15 protein-coding genes are annotated in these 16,838 nt (G+C 71.1%); 7 read left to right on the top strand and 8 right to left on the bottom strand.

Going from position 1 to position 16,838, the window contains the following annotated elements; all coding sequences use genetic code 11:
• The first annotated feature begins 16 nt into the window (after positions 1-16).
• The 6 genes from AB0C27_RS13400 to AB0C27_RS13375 all read left to right on the top strand — a co-directional run bounded on the left by AB0C27_RS13400 (position 17) and on the right by AB0C27_RS13375 (position 6,058).
• Positions 17-472: an Lrp/AsnC family transcriptional regulator gene (locus tag AB0C27_RS13400; RefSeq protein ID WP_346110952.1), complete on the top strand. Its 456-nt coding sequence runs from the start codon at positions 17-19 to the stop codon at positions 470-472.
• A 237-nt stretch (positions 473-709) separates the two neighbouring features.
• Positions 710-1,855, top strand: a complete 1,146-nt coding sequence (gene pdhA / locus AB0C27_RS13395; protein WP_357842467.1) for a pyruvate dehydrogenase (acetyl-transferring) E1 component subunit alpha — start codon at positions 710-712, stop codon at positions 1,853-1,855.
• 139 nt (positions 1,856-1,994) lie between these two features.
• Positions 1,995-3,032, top strand: a complete 1,038-nt coding sequence (locus tag AB0C27_RS13390) for an alpha-ketoacid dehydrogenase subunit beta (protein WP_357842464.1) — start codon at positions 1,995-1,997, stop codon at positions 3,030-3,032.
• Positions 3,029-4,627, top strand: a complete 1,599-nt coding sequence (locus tag AB0C27_RS13385; protein WP_357842461.1) for a dihydrolipoamide acetyltransferase family protein — start codon at positions 3,029-3,031, stop codon at positions 4,625-4,627. The genes AB0C27_RS13390 and AB0C27_RS13385 overlap by 4 nt, the downstream gene beginning before the upstream one ends.
• A 561-nt stretch (positions 4,628-5,188) precedes the next feature.
• On the top strand, positions 5,189-5,524 hold the full coding sequence (locus tag AB0C27_RS13380) for a hypothetical protein (protein WP_357842459.1): 336 nt from the start codon (positions 5,189-5,191) through the stop codon (positions 5,522-5,524).
• A gap of 189 nt (positions 5,525-5,713) precedes the next feature.
• Entirely contained in the window at positions 5,714-6,058 is a 345-nt protein-coding gene (locus AB0C27_RS13375; RefSeq protein WP_090931221.1) for an RNA polymerase-binding protein RbpA, read from the top strand.
• A gap of 113 nt (positions 6,059-6,171) precedes the next feature.
• On the opposite strand, the gene AB0C27_RS13370 is transcribed toward AB0C27_RS13375, so the two are convergent.
• From AB0C27_RS13370 to AB0C27_RS13350, 5 genes are all read right to left on the bottom strand, one after another.
• The gene (locus AB0C27_RS13370) at positions 6,172-7,056 is read right to left on the bottom strand and encodes a hypothetical protein (protein WP_357842455.1); all 885 of its coding nucleotides are present in this window, start codon (positions 7,054-7,056) and stop codon (positions 6,172-6,174) included.
• Between the two features lie 28 nt (positions 7,057-7,084).
• Positions 7,085-7,636, bottom strand: coding sequence for an FxsA family protein (locus AB0C27_RS13365; RefSeq protein WP_357842453.1), 552 nt, complete (start codon positions 7,634-7,636; stop codon positions 7,085-7,087).
• Positions 7,637-7,819: 183 nt separating this feature from the next.
• Positions 7,820-8,569: a polyprenol monophosphomannose synthase gene (locus AB0C27_RS13360; RefSeq protein WP_357842450.1), complete on the bottom strand. Its 750-nt coding sequence runs from the start codon at positions 8,567-8,569 to the stop codon at positions 7,820-7,822.
• Positions 8,566-10,191, bottom strand: a complete 1,626-nt coding sequence (gene lnt / locus AB0C27_RS13355; protein ID WP_357842447.1) for an apolipoprotein N-acyltransferase — start codon at positions 10,189-10,191, stop codon at positions 8,566-8,568. Before lnt ends, AB0C27_RS13360 begins: the two co-directional genes overlap by 4 nt.
• 579 nt (positions 10,192-10,770) lie before the next feature.
• Positions 10,771-12,936: an ATP-binding domain-containing protein gene (locus AB0C27_RS13350; RefSeq protein ID WP_357842444.1), complete on the bottom strand. Its 2,166-nt coding sequence runs from the start codon at positions 12,934-12,936 to the stop codon at positions 10,771-10,773.
• Positions 12,937-13,304: 368 nt separating this feature from the next.
• Here AB0C27_RS13350 and AB0C27_RS13345 point away from each other — a divergent pair, with 368 nt between their 5' ends.
• Complete coding sequence (locus AB0C27_RS13345; RefSeq protein ID WP_357842441.1) at positions 13,305-14,504, top strand: ROK family transcriptional regulator; 1,200 nt, start codon at positions 13,305-13,307, stop codon at positions 14,502-14,504.
• Positions 14,505-14,515: 11 nt separating this feature from the next.
• On the opposite strand, the gene AB0C27_RS13340 is transcribed toward AB0C27_RS13345, so the two are convergent.
• From AB0C27_RS13340 to AB0C27_RS13330, 3 genes are all read right to left on the bottom strand, one after another.
• On the bottom strand, positions 14,516-14,992 hold the full coding sequence (locus tag AB0C27_RS13340; RefSeq protein ID WP_357842438.1) for an Lrp/AsnC family transcriptional regulator: 477 nt from the start codon (positions 14,990-14,992) through the stop codon (positions 14,516-14,518).
• 23 nt (positions 14,993-15,015) lie between these two features.
• A complete protein-coding gene (locus tag AB0C27_RS13335; RefSeq protein ID WP_357842435.1) occupies positions 15,016-15,609 on the bottom strand; it encodes an ATP/GTP-binding protein in 594 nt (197 codons plus the stop codon).
• A gap of 259 nt (positions 15,610-15,868) precedes the next feature.
• Positions 15,869-16,732: a terpene synthase family protein gene (locus AB0C27_RS13330; RefSeq protein WP_357842432.1), complete on the bottom strand. Its 864-nt coding sequence runs from the start codon at positions 16,730-16,732 to the stop codon at positions 15,869-15,871.
• Between the last annotated feature and the right edge of the window lie 106 nt (positions 16,733-16,838).

Genomic DNA, 16,838 nt, shown 5'->3' with positions numbered 1-16,838 from the left:
ACGTTCCGCGGCGCCGCTGGACGAGGTGGACCGGGCGATCATCGCCGAACTGCTGCGTGACGGCCGCATGTCGGTGCGGACGCTGGCCGAGCACGTCCACATCTCCCGGGCCAGCGCGTACGCGCGCCTGACCAGGCTCATCGACGACGGCGTGATCACCGGCTTCACGGCCGAGATCGCGCCGGCGAAGGCGGGCCTGGGCACCAGCGCGTACGTCTCGGTGACCATCGAGCAGAACTCCTGGCGGGGGGTTTCGGCGGCGCTGCGTGAGATCGCGTACGTGGAGCACTTCGCCATGGTCGGCGGCGACTACGACATCCTGGTGCTGGTCAGGACGCCGGACAACGCGGCGTTGCGACACATGGTGCTGGAACGCATCCAGGACATCCCGGGCGTGCGGGCGACGCGGACGTGGCTCGTGTTCGACGAGGCCCGGGGGCGGGGCGCGGAATGGGGCAAGGGCCGGGGGTGAGCTTGGGGCGCTCGCCGGGGGCCGGCGGGGGCGTTGCGGGGCATGCCCCGAGCGGCCTGGTGCGAACTCCGGCAAAACGTCCGGCGTTCCCCCGACCAACCCGCTAGTGGATCGACATTTGGCCTCATAAATGCCCTCTTGAGGCCATTTGTCGCCTATTGCGCCTGATGTCTTGAACAGATGGTGCGTGACGCGGACGCTTCTCTTGTCAAACGTCCAGCGAAAGCGAGCGTCGCCATGTCCCGTCATCAGGTGGCCGACGGTCTTCTCCCCGAGCCCGTCCCCGTACGCTTCGTCGCCGAGGACGGCTCCGCCGCCGGCCCTCCCACCGGCGACCAGGCAGGCGACCAGGGCGGCCATCGGGCCGAACACCGAGCCGACTACCGGGCGCCCGCGGACGACCTGCTCGTGGACGCCTACCGCCGCATGGTCCTGGGCCGTCGCTTCGACCGCCAGGCGACCGCGCTGACCAAGCAGGGCCGGCTCGCCGTCTACCCGTCCAGCAGGGGGCAGGAGGCCTGCCAGATCGCCGGCGTGCTCGCCCTGCGCGCGGACGACTGGCTGTTCCCCACCTACCGCGACTGCGTGGCGCTGGTCGCGCGCGGCCTCGACCCCGTCGAGGTGCTCACGCTGCTGCGCGGCGACTGGCACTGCGGCTACGACCCCGCGGCCGTACGCGTCGCACCCCAGTGCACGCCGCTGGCCACCCAGACGATCCACGCGGTCGGCATGGCGGAGGCGCTGCGGCGCAGGGGCGAGGACGCGGTCGCCATGGCCTTCATCGGCGACGGCGGCACCAGCGAGGGCGACTTCCACGAGGCGCTCAACTACGCGGCCGTCCTGCGCTCCCCCGTCGTGTTCTTCGTGCAGAACAACAAGTACGCCATCTCGGTGCCGCTGGCCCGGCAGAGCGCCGCTCCCGCGCTCGCGTACAAGGGCGTCGGGTACGGGGTCCGCTCCGAGCAGGTGGACGGCAACGACCTCGTCGCGGTCCTGTCCGTGCTGACCGAGGCGGTCCGGCATGCGCGCGAGGGCGGCGGGCCGTTCCTGGTCGAGGCGCACACGTACCGGATCGAGTCCCACACGAACGCCGACGACGCCACCCGCTACCGCGACGCCGAGGAGGTCGCGCGGTGGGAGGCGGCCGATCCCCTGGCCCGGCTGGAGACGTACCTGCGCGGCCGGGGGCTGCTCGACGCGGCCGGCGTCGAGGCGGCGCACGAGGCCGCCGAGGAGTACGCGGCCCGCGTCCGCGACCGGATGAACGCGGAGCCGGAGACGGACCCGTTCGAGCTGTTCGACCACGTCTTCGCCGCCCCGACGCCGCAGCTGCGCGAGCAGCGCGCGCTGCTCGCGGCCGAGCTGAGCGCCCCGGAGGAGTGACATGACCGCCATGTCCGATGCAATGTCCGATGCAGTGTCCGTATCGGTGCCCGAGCCCGCACCGGGCCCGCGGCCGGCGCGATCGACGCCCACGCCATCGACGCCTACGCAGAAGCCGAAGCCGGAGCCGGAACCGTCGATGCGTACCTCCGCGTCCACGTCGATGTCGATGGGGCAGGCGTTGAACGCCGCCCTGCGGGACGCGATGCGCGAGGACGAGCGGGTGCTGGTCTTCGGCGAGGACGTCGGCCCGCTGGGCGGGGTCTTCCGCGTCACCGACGGCCTGACCAGGGAGTTCGGCGAGGAACGGTGCTTCGACACCCCGCTCGCCGAGTCCGGGATCGTGGGGCTGGCCGTGGGCATGGCGATGGGCGGGTTCCGTCCCGTGGTCGAGATGCAGTTCGATGCCTTCGCCTATCCGGCCTTCGAGCAGATCGTCTCGCACGTGGCCAAGACCCGTAACCGCACCCGGGGCCTGCTGTCACTGCCCATGGTGATCCGCATCCCGTTCGCGGGCGGCATCGGCGGGGTCGAGCACCACTGCGACTCCAGCGAGGCGTACTACGCCCACACCCCCGGGCTGAAGGTCGTCACGCCCGCCACGGTCGAGGATGCGTACTGGCTGCTCCGCGACGCCATCGCCGACCCCGACCCGGTGATCTTCATGGAGCCGAAGCGGCTGTACTGGTCCAAATCCAGCTTCACACCCGGTGAGCGGCGCGCGCCGGGGTTCGGGCGGGCGGTCGTGCGGCGCGCGGGCAGCGACGCCACGCTCGTCGCCTACGGCCCCGGCGTGCCGGTGGCGCTGCAGGCCGCCGAGGCGGCGGCCGCGGAAGGCCGGTCCCTGGAGGTGGTGGATCTGCGGACGATCGTCCCGTTCGACGACGAGAGCGTCATGGCGTCCGTACGCAGGACCGGGCGGTGCGTGGTGATCCAGGAGGCGCAGGGGTTCGCCGGGGTGGGCGCCGAGATCGCGGCCCGCGTCCAGGAGCGCTGCTTCCACTCCCTGGCCGCGCCGGTGCTGCGGGTCACGGGTTTCGACATCCCGTACCCGCCGCCGAAACTTGAGCACTCGCACCTGCCGGACGTCGATCGCGTCCTGGACACGGTGGACCGGCTGCAGTTCGACGACCGGCCGGACGTGCTGCACCTTCGACGCGAAGAGGCGGCGTCATGACGGCGACGGCCGCGCGGCAGGTGTTCCACCTGCCGGACCTCGGCGAGGGGCTGACCGAGGCCGAGATCCTCGAGTGGAAGGTCTCCGTCGGGGACACGGTCGAGGTCGACCAGATCGTGGTGGAGGTCGAGACCGCGAAGGCCGCGGTGGACGTGCCGGTCCCGTACGCGGGCACCGTCCTGGCCCTGCACGCCGCCCCCGGCACCGTCCTGTCGGTGGGCCTCCCCCTGATCGAGATCGGCCCACCCACAGCCACCACCGACCAGCCTGAGCCGGGCGCCGGGGCGGCGGCGCAGTACCGGGAGGAGGAACGGGCAGGCTCCGGCAACGTCCTGATCGGCTACGGCACCGGCCACACCCCAGGCACCCGACGCCGCCGCACCCCCCACCCGACAAACACCCATGCGATGACCGGCCACCCCACAAACGACGACCACCCCACGACCGGCAGCCGCCGAGCCAAGCACCCCGCAAGCCCGCACACCGCCGCCGACCGCCCTGTGGGCGACCGTCCCATCAGTGACCGGCCCGGGGGCGACCATCGCGCCGACCTTCGTGGTGCGGCTGAGTCGGTGGCGTTCGCGGCCGCGTCCCAGGCGCCACGGGTGATCTCGCCGCTGGTCCGCCGGATGGCCCGCGACCACGGCATCGACCTGGCCGACATCACCCCCACCGGCCCGCACGCCGTGATCCTGCGACGCGACATCGAACAAGCCATCGCCGAGCAGACCGTCGGCGAGCAGGCCATTTCATCGCGAACCGTTCCCTCGCAACCCTCCCCCGCGCATGTCATCTCCGCGCGGACGACCCCGCAGGCCCCCGCTCCCGTCCCCACCGCCACCGCCACCGCCACCGCCACCGCCACCGCCGACGATGTCCCGGGCTCCCGGACAAGGGGGCTGGTGGACGAGCGAATCCCATTGCGTGGCCTGCGGCGGGCCGTGGCCGAGAAGCTGAGTCGCAGCCGGGCCGAGATCCCCGACGCCACGACCTGGGTGGACGTGGACGCCACCGACCTACTGGCGGCCAGGGACGCCCTCAAGCGGTCCCGTCCCGACCTCGGCATCGGCCTGCTGGCCCTGCTGGCCCGCATCTGCGTGGACGGTCTGCGCCGCTTCCCCGAGCTGAACTCCTCCGTGGACACCGACCGGTCCGAGATCGTCCGGTACGGTCACGTCAACCTGGGCTTCGCCGCCCAGACCGACCGCGGCCTCGTCGTGCCGGTGATCCGCGACGCCCACCTGATGACGACCGCCGAGCTCGCCGCCGAACTGACCAGGCTGACGGCCCTGGCCCGTGCGGGCAGGCTGTCTCCGCAGGCGCTGACCGGCGGCACGTTCACGCTCAACAACTACGGCGTCTTCGGCGTGGACGGCTCCACCCCGATCATCAACCACCCCGAGGCGGCCCTGCTGGGCGTGGGCCGCATCATCGACCGCCCCTGGGTGACCGGTGGAGTCGTCACCGCCCGCAAGATCACCCAGCTCTCCTTCACCTTCGACCACCGGGTCTGCGACGGCGGCACCGCCGGCGGCTTCCTCCGCCACGTGGCCGACTGCGTGGAGAACCCGGCAATCCTCCTGGCCGACGTCTGACCCGCACCAGTCGCCCCCTGTGTCGGCGTGAGCCCTGCCCGGGTGCCCACCCCGGGCGGGCGCCCGACCCGGGCAGGCATCCAACCTGGGGCGTCCGACCCGGTGCAAGCGTCCAACCCACGTGCGGCCTCTGGTCCACACCGGCCTCTGACCCCCACGGGTTGCTGACCCGCACGGGCGTCTCGCCCGCACCGGCAACTCACCTACACCGGCGTCCGGCCCCCACGAGCGCCCGGCCTCGCAGACTTCCAACCGCGCCAGCGCCCGGCCTGCGCAGCCATCTGAACTGCACAGACCGCCCGACCCGCACCCGCGGCTGACCCGCGCGACTCACCTACACCAACATCCCGCCCACACAAGCGCCCCGCCGCGCACACCTCCGGCCCCGCCAACGCCCGGCCTGCGCGGGCGTCTGACCTGCACAGATATCCCGACCCGCGTCGGCATCTGGCCTGCGGGCCGAGGGGCAGCGAGTTGGCAAAGGTTTTCGAGGACTTCGTTTGCCCGACCCGGACCGGGTAGTCGGAGGGCATGACTGTCACCAGGTTCCAAGATCTGCCCTTGGCCGACCGTGACCGTGAGTGGGACGGTGACGCGGCTGAGAAGCGGGTGCGTGACTGGGCGGATGCCGAGGACGAGCCGGACGCCGCGTACCGGGACGCCCACGTCTGGTACGACGGCGACAAGCCCGGGAACTTCGGCAGTTACAAGCTGCTGATCGCCGACGTCATCGGCGGTCGGCTGAAGGCTGTACCACGTGCCGTGATGGCCGCGGGCAACATCATGCAGGGCGCCCGTGGCGGCATCGATCTGCCCGCCGACGAAGTAGACCGGGTCAAAAGCCATTTGGCGCGCTACTACCAGAAAATGGGCGACAGCCCGCCTTGGGCCCGCTGATCGCGGGAAAAGCCGCGGACCGGACACGAAACCCCAGCGTGCGGGCTTGATCGACGATCATGTGAAGAACCGAGGCGCCAACCGCGATTGGATCACCCCGCAGGTGGGAATCCCATCACGGTACCAAGCGTTAGACACCGTGGGAGACAGACCCCCCACGCAAGGGGGCCCTGTAGGAGGCATTTAGACATGGGCGAGCGCGCACTTCGTGGCACCCGGCTCGGGGCAACCAGCTACGAGAACGACCGTAACACGGATCTGGCCCCGCGCCAGGAGGTGTCCTACACCTGTCCGAAGGGCCATCATTTCGAGGTTCCGCTTGCCGCAGAGGCCGAGATTCCCGCGACTTGGGAATGCCGCATGTGCGGCGCGACCGCGGTCCGCGTGGACGGCGAGCAGCCGGAGTCCAAGAAGACCAAGCCCCCGCGGACACACTGGGACATGCTCCTGGAGCGGCGGTCCATCGAAGATCTTGAAGAGGTGCTCAACGAGCGGCTTGCTGTGCTGCGGGCTCAGCGTCGCAAGAGCGCCTGACCTACTCTCACGGTGAAACCCCCGGGCCGGCCGCCCGGGGGTTTTGTCTTGCCTGGGAAAACCCACCCGTGCCCCTGAGTCCTCCCTATCGGAGCGGAGGGCGTGACGGGAGGTCACCGGGGTTCCGCGGCGAGGCAACTGCCGGTCTCGTGCACCTGCTCCCCTGGCGGGGGCACGATGGCGATGTCACTTCCCCAGCCAGTGAAGTCGATCTCGGTCACGGAGGTCTTGGGCATGCCCTTCCCGGCCGCGGGCATGGCCGCCTCAAGGCGGAGCCGGCGGGGAAGCCCGTCCGGCCCGACCCACAACCGCCATGAGACCTCCACCGAGCGGAACCGCTCGCGCAGCACCGCGAGGGTGACGGGGTCATCGCCCGGGCCCTGCCCGCCGAACTCGCTCTGCGGGGCGCTCCCGGCGTGCAGGACGGTGGCGACCCCGTCGATGACCTCTTCGGGAGAGGAAGCGGGTGCCGTGAGCTTCCGCAGCACCTCGGGCGACAGGATCGCCCGCAGGTCGAGTGATCCGACGGCGCGCGCTGCCGCTCCGCATCCGCTCCCGTTGTGGTGCAGCCAGGTCTTGCCGGCCGGAACGTCCTTCCGGCCGGCCCGATGCTCGTAGGTGCCGGAGCCGCCGATCGAGATCGCCCTGGTCGTCATCGACGACAGATCGTCCGGTACGAGGCCCTTCAGCTCTTCGGGGACGTTGGTCCGGTGGAAGGTCGTGGTCAGGTCGGAGGCATCCACGCCGAGCCGCATGACCCCGGTGGTCCGGCTCTCGCTGTATTCGCCGATGTCGACCGGCACGATGAGGTCGTCCTCAGCCCGAGGTGTGGGCATCGCCTGACCGTAGTCCAGCCAGACCCGCTTGGCGATCCGCACTCCCGCCGAGTCTTCCGCCAGCCGGGCCACCGCCTCAGCGGATGGCGGAGCCGCCTGTCCCCCACACCCGGCCGTCAGGCTGATCACGAGCACGATCGATAAGAAACCCCGTGAACGCACCCGATGATCATAAGGGTCCCACAGGCCCTCAGGACGCGGAGTCGCGGTCCTCGCGGATCACCTCGCCGTGCACCACCCGGCCGCCCTGCGGCGCGCCCGCCTGCGCGTCTCTGTCGGCGTACGGGCCCGCGTCCTGGCCGGGGAAGCCGGTGGACGGCGGGAAGAGTCCCGCGTACGGCGAGGAGGCGGCCATCTTCTTGATCCGGCGCTCGAAGAAGTACGCGCCCAGGCGGCGCATCATCGGCCGGGTGAACGGGATCAGGCACAGGAAGCCGAACACGTCGAGGAAGAAGCCCGGGGTCAGCAGCAGGGTGCCGCCCACCAGGATGATGCCGCCGTCGGCCAGCTCGCGGTCGGGCATGCGGCCGGACTTGATCGCGTCCTGCAGCACCCGCCAGGCCCGGCGTCCCTCGCGGCGGACCAGCCAGGCGCCCAGGAGGCTGTCGGCGATGAGCAGGGCGATGGTGGCGGGCCCGCCGATCACCGACCCGATCTGGATCAGCAGCCAGATCTCCAGGATCGGGACGACCAGGAAAGCCAGGAAGAGCAGCAGCCGCATCGTTTCCTCGATTCCGCACATCGCGCGCGCGCCTTACAGCAGTGACAACGCCCGGAACCCGCCGAGCGTTCCGGCATGGCCCACGAATCAGGGACATCCCGGACCCAGTCCAGGGTTTCCAGTCCCGGGTTCCAGTCCGGGCTCCGGTCCCGGGCCGCGCCCGCAGTCGGCCGCCGTGGTCCAGCGTCGCCGTCGATCAGGCCGTCAGGATCTGGGGTTGCCCTTGAGGCGTTTGGGGAGCCCCGTGACGCCCCACAGCCCGATCCGCCACAGCGCCTCGGACATGACCTTGCCGTTCATCTTGCTCTTGCCCACCGTCCGCTCCACGAACGTGATGGGCACCTCCACCACCCGCAGCCCGTGCCGGGACGTGCGCAGGGTCAGGTCGACCTGGAAGCAGTAGCCCTGCGACTCCACCCCGGACAGCCCCACCTTCTCCAGCGTGGCGGCGCGGTAGGCGCGGAAGCCGGCGGTCGCGTCGCGTACGGGCAGGCCGAGCATGACGCGGGTGTAGATGTTGGCCCCTTTGGACAGCAGCTCGCGCCGCTGCGGCCAGTTGACCACCTTGCCGCCGGGCACGTAGCGCGAGCCGATGGCCAGGTCGGCGCCGTCGGCCAGCGCCTCCAGCAGTTTGGGCAGCTCCTCGGGCTGGTGGGAGCCGTCGGCGTCCATCTCGACCAGGACGTCGTAGCCCTCCTGCAAGCCCCAGCGGAACCCGGCGATGTAGGCGGCTCCGAGGCCCTGCTTGCCCGGCCGGTGCAGGACGTGCACCTGGTCGTCGGCGTCGGCGAGCTCGTCGGCGACCTCGCCGGTGCCGTCGGGGCTGTTGTCGTCGGCCACGAGCACGTGGGCCTCGGGGACGGCGGCGCGCACCCGTTCGACGATCGCCGGCAGGTTGTCGCGCTCGTTGTAGGTGGGCACGACGACGAGCACCCGGCCGAGAGTCTCCATCATCCGTCGTTCCTCATCCGATCGCCTCGCCGCCTGCCTCGCCACACGGCGACTCCGGCCGCCGCCGCTCCCATCACCATCAGTGCCCATTCGGGCAGGACGCCCACCTTGGTGGCGATCGTTTCCTGCGTGCGGACGGGCACCTTGACCACGTTCATGTCAGGGACAAGTTCGCGAGTCTGCCAGGAGACCTTACCGTCAGGTGTCACGTATGCCGAGATTCCCGTGGTGGCGGCGGTCACGACGGCCCGGTTGTGCTCGACGGCGCGCAGTTGCGACATGGCGAGCTGCTGCGGCGGCAGGTTGGACTCGGCGTAGCTGGCGTTGTTGGTCTGCACGACGATCGGGGTGCCGCCGGCGCGGACGGTCTCGCGCACGGTGTCGTCGTAGGCGACCTCGTAGCAGTTGACCGCGCCGATCGTGACCGGCCCCATCTTCAGGTCGCCCGGTTTGTCGCCGGGGACCGACTGCCTGCCGACCAGGCTCGCCCGATCCCACAGCGCCAGCACGAGGTCCTTGAACGGCGTGTATTCGCCGAACGGCACCAGATTCTGCTTGTCGTAGTAGGCACCGGCCCCGGTCACCGGGTCCCAGACCAGGCTGCGGGTGGCGCGTTCGTCGCTGCCGATCGCGACGACGGCCCCGACGAGTGTGGGCACGCCGACGTCGGAGACGGCGTCCTGGATGATCTGGCGGGCGTATTCGTCGCGGTAGGGGTCGATGTCGGTGGAGTTTTCCGGCAGGACGACGATGTCGGGCTTGAGGAGTTTGCCGTCGCGTACGGCCTGGGCCAGCCGCTTGGTCTCGGTGGCGTGGTTGCGCAGCACGACGGCGGGCTCGTCGCCGAGCGCGTACATGCCCCGGCCCGGGACGTTGCCCTGCACGATGCCGACGTTGACGCTGCGGCCCTCGTCACCCGGCCTGGGCAGCGCGAACGTCAGAGCGGGAACGAGCAGCGCCAGCGCGACCGGAACGGCCCTGCCGAGCACGGCGGCCGACGAGCCGGCCAGGCGGGTCAGCACGGCCGGCGGGGCGGCGCGGCGGCTCAGCACGGCCTGCGCCAGCAGGCCGGCGCTCAGCGCGACGGCGAACGACACCAGCGGCACGCCGCCCAGCGCGGCATACGGCGTGTACGGGGTCTCGCCCTGGCTGAAGGCCACCCGGGCCCAGGGGAACCCGCCGATGGGCACCAGGCTGCGGGCCCACTCCATGAGCACCCACAGGCCGGCGAACCACAGCGGCCAGCCCCGCAGCCGGAACACGGGCGCGGCCAGCGCGGCCATGGCGGCGTAGAAGAAGCACTCGGTGGCGACCAGCATGAACCACACGTCGTCGCCGATGGTGCGCACCCAGGCGAGGGCGGGCAGCAGGAACACGGCGGCGGCCAGGTAGCCGAGCCAGGCCGCCCGCCTGGCGCGGGTGCCGTACAGGGAGCCGATGACGAGGGCGATGCCCAGGGGAGCACACGGCCACCAGCCGAGCGGCGGGAAGGCCGCGAAGAGGGCCAGGCCGCCGGCGACGGCCGCGGCGATCCGGCCCGGCAGCACCCATCGCGCGCCCGGCCGCGCCGCCCCGTCGGAGGCGTGCCCGGCCGCGGGCGGTGGGCTCGTTGTCTCCTGAACCACTCCGGGGTCTCCTCGCCATGTCACGAAGCCTGTTCACAGAGCCCGCTCACGAGCCCTGCTCACGAAGCTCGCTCACAATGCCTGCTGGCGAAAACGCTACCGCCCCGCGGCCGCGCTCAGGTCCGGCGCGCCACGGGTGATCGGATTATCGGCTCAGGGCGGAAGCGGAGCGGCGGGGTGATCCCGTGGCTGAACGGGATCACCCGGCGCGATGTCGGTCCGGCGCACGAGAACGGGAAGAGGGCCCGGGAACCCTTCGGACCGGACCCGTCTCGTCGGCGGCGAGCTCGGAATTCCGTTGTCTACTGGGCTCCCGGACCCGTCCCGGGTCCAACCCCCCGCCCGGTTGGGGTGCCCCGACTCGACGGACCGACGGCCCTGCACCTGGCTGTGTGGACGAAGTCACACTCCGTCACGGACGCAGGATCCGGCGATGTCAGAGACGGCCAACCGGCCAAGTCCCGTGCTGGACTGCGCAGCAAACTACCGACTCCACCTCAGATGTCAACCGTGTCCCGATCAGCAGAAACATCAAGTTTTCGCAGGTAGGACATGTTTGGCCGGTGGCTGTAAAGCCGGTCAAAGCCCATTAGCGGGCACCGGCGAGCGGCTTGGCAAGTCCCGCAGCGCGGGCGACAGCGGCCGCTCGTGGACGACCCCGAGCCGCTGTGTCGCACGCGTGAGAGCAACATACAGGTCGCTGGGACCGCGTGGCGACTGGGCGGCGATGAGGTCGGGCTCGGCCACGATGACGGAGTCGAACTCCAGCCCCTTGGCGTCGGTCACGCCCATGACCGCGACGGGCGCGTCCAGGGCCTCGGCGCCCTTGGCCCGGGCGGCGCCCGGCGAGACGACGACGGTGCCGGGCACGGCCGCGGCGATCCGCTCGCCGAGGGTGGTCAGCAGCGCGTCGGGCACGACCACGGCGACCTTGCCGCCCTCGTCCGTCTCCGCCTTGACCAGGGCGGGCAGCGCGGAGAGCGGCGCGGCCCACGGCCGCGCGTCCACCTCGCGCACGGAGTCGGGGGCGCGCAGGGCGGGGTCGATGGTGGCCAGGACGCGGGCGGCCACGGCCATCAGCTCGACCGGGGTGCGGTAGTTGACGCTCAGCCGCTCCTGGCGCCAGCGCCCGGCCACGTACGGGTCGAGCACCTCCTCCCACGAACGGGCCCCGGCGGCCGAGCCGGTCTGGGCGATGTCGCCGACGATCGTCATCGACCGGGTCGGGCAGCGCCGCATGACGGCCCGCCACGCCATCGGCGACAGCTCCTGCGCCTCGTCCACGATCACGTGGCCGTAGGCCCAGGTGCGGTCGGCGGCGGCGCGTTCGGCGGTGGTGAGGTAGGGGCCGTCGCCGCGCTGGCGCTCGGCCAGCCGTTCGGCCTCCACGACGTCGGACAGGCCCGTCAGCTCCAGGACCTCGCGGGCGTAGGCGATCTCGGCCTCGCGCTCGCTCTGCTCGGCCTGGCGGGCGGCGGCCAGCTCCTCCTCCGCCTGCATCGCGCTGGCGCGCAGCACGTGCTCGTCGATCTCGCCGAGCAGTTCGGCGGCCTCGTCGAGCAGGGGGACGTCGGACTCGGTCCACTCCCCCGCGCGGGCGCCGTCGCGGCGCAGGAGGCGGCGCTCCTCGGGGGTCAGGGCGGAGCCGGCGGCGCCGAGGCGTTCGGGGGAGCCGTACAGGCCGAGCAGGAGGCGCTGCGGCGTCAGGTACGGCCAGAGCCGGTTGAGCGCGGACTTGATCACCGGCTCGGTGCGCAGCTCCTCGCGCAGGTCGGCGAGCTCCTCCTCGTCGATGAGCCCCTTGCCGATCTTGCGGGCCTGCTGCCTGGCCAGGGCGTTGAGCAGCGAGCGGACGAAGACGGCGCGGGCCTGGTTGTGCGGGCGGCGCGAGCGGGTGGCCTTGTTCCTGGCCGCCTCCAGCATGGGGCGGTCGATGGTGAGCGTGATCCGGCCGAGCGTCACCTCGATGGGCTGGCGGGGGATCTTCTGCCGGTCGCGCACGGCCTTGGCGATCACGTCGGCCATCCGCGGGTCGCCCTTGAGCGCGGCCACCTCGGGCCGTTCCCTGGCGGTGGCCGTGACGCCGGGGTAGAGCTCGCCGACGGTGGACAGCAGCACGTCGGTCTCGCCGAGGGAGGGCAGGACCTGCTCGATGTAGCGCAGGAAGGTGAGGTTGGGCCCGAGGATGAGCACGCCGCGGCGTTCGAGCCGCTGGCGGTGGGTGTAGAGCAGGTAGGCGGCCCGGTGCAGGGCCACGACGGTCTTGCCGGTGCCGGGTCCGCCCTGGACCACGAGCACGCCGTTGAGGTCGCTGCGGATGACGCGGTCCTGCTCGGACTGGATGGTGGCGACGATGTCGCGCATGCGGCCGGTGCGCCGCTCGTCGAGCGCGGCCAGCAGCGCGGCCTCACCGTTGAGCGTGGCGCGGTCGTCGTCGGTGAGCGAGTCGAGGTCGAGCAGGTCGTCGTCCACGCCGACGACGTCGCGGCCCTTGGTCTGCAGGTGGCGGCGCCTGGTCACGCCCATGGGCGCCGACGGGGTGGCGCGGTAGAACGGCTGCGCCACGGGGGCCCGCCAGTCGATGAGCAGGCGGTGCTGCTCGTCGTCGGTCAGGCCGAGCTTGCCGATGTAGAGCCGGCCCTCGTCGGTGTGATCGAGCCGGCCGAAGACCAGGCCGCGCTCGACGGCCCAGAGCCGGGCGAGGCGGGTGGCGTGCATCTCGGCGAACGCGTCGCGCTCGGACATGTTCTGCATCGTGCCGACGGCGCCGGCGGCGAGCACCTCTTTGAGCTGCCGCTGGGTTCGTTCACGCAGGGTGTCGAGGCGGTCGTACAGGGTGGTGACGTACGTCTGCTCCCTGGCGAGCTCCGTTTGACGAGTTGCCGCCTGACCGTTAATGTGGTTAATGGGACACTCCGGGCCATTCTGCTTGTTGTTACGACAAACGACGACATTAGCATGCCTGTCGAGGCACTCTCATCACTTTCCCCCTTCCCCGGGCTTTCCCTGGCCCCGGTCACGTCTTGGTCGCGCCCCTTGACCTGCGGCCACAGCTCTTTTTATCGTCACATTTAGTTAGGAAAGTTTCCTAACGACGAAGAAGGAGACATGCCGTGAGCGGCCCGGTCCCGGGGACTCCCAGTCTGCTACGCGCCATCAATGATCGCGCCGCCCTGCGCGCCCTCATCGAGCGGGGCCCCCTGACCCGTCCCGAGATCGGCGCGCTGACGGGGCTGTCCAAGCCCACCGCCTCCCAGCTCCTGCTCCGGCTCCAGCGGGCGGGGCTCGTCGTGCTGGACGGGGTCAGGGAGGGGCTGCCCGGCCGTACGGCCGAGGTCTACCGGATCAACCCCGCGGCGGCGTACGTGGGCGCCCTCGACGTCACCCCCGGGCGGATCGAAGCCAGGGTGGCCGACCTGACCGGCACGGTGGTCGGCGAGCACGTGCTGCCGACCCCCGGCCGCCCGCGTGGCGACCTGGTCGAGCGGCTGTCGGCCGCGCTGCGCGGCACCGACCCGCCCGGCCCCCTGAGCCGCGTCGTGATCGGCGTGCAGGCCGCCGTCGACCCCTCCACCGGCCGACTCGGGTACGCCGCCGCGAAGGACGTGCCGGGCTGGCAACTGCCCGGCCTGGTGCCCGCCCTCAGCTCCGGCCTCGGCGTGCCCGTGGCCGTGGAGAACAACGTCAACCTGGTCGCGGCGGCAGAGCGCGCGCACGGCGCGGCCCGCGGGCACCGCGACTTCGTGCTGCTGTGGGCCGACAGCGGCATCGGCTGCGCCATCGTGCTGGACGGGCGGATGCACAGGGGCGCCACGGGCGGGGCGGGTGAGGTGGGCTACATGCCGATCCCCGGCGCGCCGACGGCGCGCGAGTCCGGCCGCTACGCCAACCACGGTTTCCAGGCGCTGAGCGGCGGTGCCGCCGTGCTGAAACTGCTGCGCTCGTACGGCGTGCGCGGCGGCGGCTTCCGCCAGGCCGTCGCCAACGCCGTACGGGCGGCGGCCGGCACCGGGCAGCAGGCCGACGACGCCAGGGCCGGGCTGCGCGACGTCGCCGCCCGCCTGGCCGTGGGCCTAGCGGCGATCACCTCGGTCGTCGACCCCGAGCTGATCGTGCTGACCGGCGGCGTCGTGCTGCCGGGCGGCGAGACGCTGCGCGAGCTGGTCGAGCACGAGCTGCACGCGCTCACCATCCCCAGGCCCCCGGTCCGCCTGTCGAGCGTCGAGGGCAACCCGGTGCTGGCCGGAGCCCTGGAGCTGGCTCTGGCCGCCGTACGCGACGAGGTGTTCGGCGTAGCCGGGGTGGGGGGCTGAGCGGTCGCCGCTCAGGCCTGGCCGTCGGGGGCGGGTCCGGGGTCGCCGGCGACGGCGGGGGCGCGGTGCTCGTACGGGGTGCTCAGCACGACCGTGGTGCGGGTCGAGACGTTGGCCGAGGCGCGGATCTGCTGCAGCAGGTCCTCCAGCGCCACCGGCGAGGCCACCCGCACCTTGAGGATGTAGCTCTCGTCGCCGGCCACGCTGTGACACGCCTCGATGGCCGCCAGGTGGGCCAGCCGCTCGGGGGCGTCGTCGGGCGCGGACGGGTCGATCGGCTTGATCGACACGAAGGCGGTCAGCGGCAGGCCGACCGCGTCGTGGTCGACGATCGCGGCGTATCCGCGGACCACGCCCCGCTTCTCCAGCCGGCGTACGCGCTGGTGAACCGCTGAGACCGAGAGCCCGGTCTCCCTGGCCAGGTCGGTGAAGCTCATGCGGCCGTCGCGGGCCAGCAGCGTGACGATCCGGCGGTCGATCTCCTCCATCGGTCAAAGGTAGCCGGTCATGGTCACGACATGGTCCCGACGGGACTGACTCCTCTGCGCATCGCGTGCTCGACGAGCGTGATGAGCACCTCCCTGCCCGAGTCCTTGCGGCGCGCGTCGCAGCGCACGATGGGGATGTCCGGCTCCAGGCCGATCGCCGAGCGCACCTCGCCGACCGTGAAGGGGCTGGTGCCGTCGAAGCAGTTGAGCGCCACGATGAACGGCTGCCCGCGCTTCTCGAAGTAGTCGACCGCCGGGAAGCAGTCGTCGAGGCGCCGGGTGTCGGCCAGCACGACGGCGCCCAGCGCCCCCATGGCCAGCTCGTCCCACACGAACCAGAACCGCTCCTGGCCCGGGGTGCCGAACAGGTAGAACATGTAGTCGTTGGGCATCGTGATGCGGCCGAAGTCCATGGCCACGGTGGTGGTGAGCTTGCGTTCGACGCCTGATAAGTCGTCGATGTGCGTGCCGACCTGGGTCAGGGCCTCCTCTGTTCGCAGAGGCCGTGTTTCGGACACGGCGCCGACCATCGTGGTCTTGCCCGCGCCGAAGCCGCCCGCGATCAGAATCTTGATCGCTGTCGGCAGCCGCCAACGGTCTGTGCGACCGACTTCCATCCAGCACCGCCCGTACCTATCCCGCGCATGCGCAACCCCGCCCCTGAGGTGCCGTGGTCAGTGGTACCTGTCAAGGCGCTTTGAAAAGGCTGATCCACATGCCTGGCATCGGAGACACCCTAGCAACGCCACATTTTCCACTCAAGCCGCAATCTTTTACAAGAAACAAAATGTCACGGTTTGTCGTCCAGCGCCCCGTTATTCGCGGCCTTAACAAGGTTAGAGTCAAGTTTGTCTGTCATGGATTCAGACGAGGCCGTTACGGCATCCGCCGAAAGCCCGAAACACCGGTGAAACCTGCGCTGAATCCGATCTGTCTGCGCAGGTAGGAGGCGGTCTTCGGGCTGTTCAGGCGGAGCCGTTCGATGAGTTCGCACGCCTCGCCCGCCAGCTCCGTCATCGCGTCCGTCACCTCCGTACGCTCCACGCCCAGCGCCAGCACGTTGAGATCGCCCCAGCTCATGTCCCTGCGGTAGGAGACGACGTCGCCGAGCAGGTGCAGGTAGCGCTGCACCTGCCTGCTCGCGGTGCGCAGGTCGTCCAGGTGCGCCTTCGACCAGTCGTCGGCCGCGTAGATCCAGTGCGACAGGTCCACGAAGCAGGAGCCCCGGCAGTCGGCGTTGTCGACGTAGCGGGCGAGCGTCGGGACGGCGCGCCGCTCCCGCCACTCCCAGGCCGTGGTCATCGCCACCAGCATGTCGGCGAGCTGGTCGCGCCAGATCCGCTGCAGCCGCTCGAACCCTCCTGCGGTGGTCATCTCGTCGCGCAGGTCGGCCAGGAAACGCGTGAGGGCCGTGCGCGGCACGGCCCCCTCGGCGACGGACAGGCATTCTCGCGTCATGCGATCGACCTGCGCGCGGGTGGTGGCGGTGTACTCGACGTGCCGGTCCACGGCCAGCACCCACAGGGCCGCCCGGTTGACCACCCGCAACCGGCCGGCGCCGGCCCAGGGCGAGCTGAACGCGTGAGCCAGGGTCAGGCCGTGGAAGAACTCCGTGCCGAAGACGGCCTGCGGGAACAGCCCGGTGTACATCTGCGCGCATCGCTGCAGGTCCCTGCCGCATTCGGCGGCCGTCGCACATGTCTTTCCGAGCTCGAACGCCTCGTCCAGCTCGTCGGGCATCCTAAGGCCGCTCGATCGGCTCGCGGATCATGGGCGAAGACCCCCAACATCCGGATATACACCTGTCGAAGAATTCTTTCATGATCATGCGGTTCCGATCAAGGCA

Origin of the sequence: Nonomuraea sp. NPDC048882 (assembly GCF_040649755.1) — a bacterium.
Classification (GTDB): Bacteria; Actinomycetota; Actinomycetes; order Streptosporangiales; family Streptosporangiaceae; genus Nonomuraea; species Nonomuraea maheshkhaliensis.
The sequence above is the reverse complement of the archived record's forward strand: the minus strand, read 5'-3'. Positions and strand labels throughout refer to the sequence as shown.